General features: G+C 38.7%; 1 protein-coding gene. It reads right to left on the bottom strand.

What is annotated here, in order from left to right:
* Nucleotides 1-252 precede the first annotated feature (252 nt).
* The coding region (locus INF20_RS07905; RefSeq protein WP_226385832.1) for a Cna B-type domain-containing protein at nucleotides 253-1218 on the bottom strand (966 nt) is incomplete at its 5' end.

Genomic DNA, 1218 nt, shown 5'->3' on the forward strand with positions numbered 1-1218 from the left:
CATCTGTATTTGTTTCTTTTTATCTTCAGGGTTATTTTTTGTTATCATGGCGATATTCTCCTTAATTTCTATATTAATATTATATCATAAATACCGCCATAAGCGTTGATATTTCAACGATTTATATATGTTTTATGCAAAAGAAAAAGCCCAATCTCAAAATTGAGATTGGACCTTTGTCTACAGTCTGAGAACGCCGACATTAAGTCGGCGTTCTTCAAGTTAGAGAATTTAATGCTTACGCACTAAGAATTATTTATACTTTTTTCTTGTAGCTAGCACTAACCCCATTGACAGAAGAGAAATCATTGCCATACCCAACGGTACCTCAAGGTTACTGTCATCTCCAGTTTTTACACTTTTTTCATCTATTAGTGTATTGATTATAGTATATCCTTTTACTTGGCTTTCATATCCATCAACAGGCTTTTCCTCAACTGTGTACGCATACTCTACTCCATCAGTATCATACTTAGGCAGGTCTGTAAAGCTGTACTTCCACTGATTTGCTGCACTTACAGTCTTCTGATCAATCTCATCTCCGTTTTGCAGTAACTTAACTGTTATTGATTCAGGTCTCTTTCCAGCTGCATCATCATTATCGTTCCAGACCTTTTCACCATTTACTTCTGTAAGCTGAGTATTAGTTACATCATAACCTTCTACCTTAGAGCTATATCCAGCCACCGGTTCTTCTTTAACTGTGTACTCATACTCTGCTCCATCGGCATCATACTTTGGCAGGTCTGTAAAGCTGTACTTCCAACCATTATCTGCTGTTACGGTTAGACTGTCATACTCTGTTGCTTCGCCTTCTGCATCCTTCACCTTCTGATACAGCTTAACTGTTATCTCTGTAGGTCGTACTTTATCTGCATTGTCTTTATCGTTCCAGAGCTTTTCACCATTTACTTCTGTAAGCTGAGTATTGGTTACATCATAACCTTCTACCTTAGAGCTATATCCGGCCACCGGTTCTTCCTTAACAGTATATTCGTATTCTGCTCCATTTGCATCGTACTTAGGCAGGTCTGTAAAGCTATACTTCCACTGATCTGCTGCACTTACAGTCTTCTGATCGTATTCTGCTCCGTTTTGCAACAGCTTGATAGTTATCTCCGCAGGTCTTACTTGGTCTGCATTATCTTTATCGTTCCAGATCTTTTCACCGTTCACTTCTGTAAGCTGGGTATTGGTTACATCGTAGCCTTCTACCTT

The organism is Gallibacter intestinalis, assembly GCF_014982745.1.
GTDB classification, from domain to species: Bacteria; Bacillota; Clostridia; order Peptostreptococcales; family Anaerovoracaceae; genus Gallibacter; species Gallibacter intestinalis.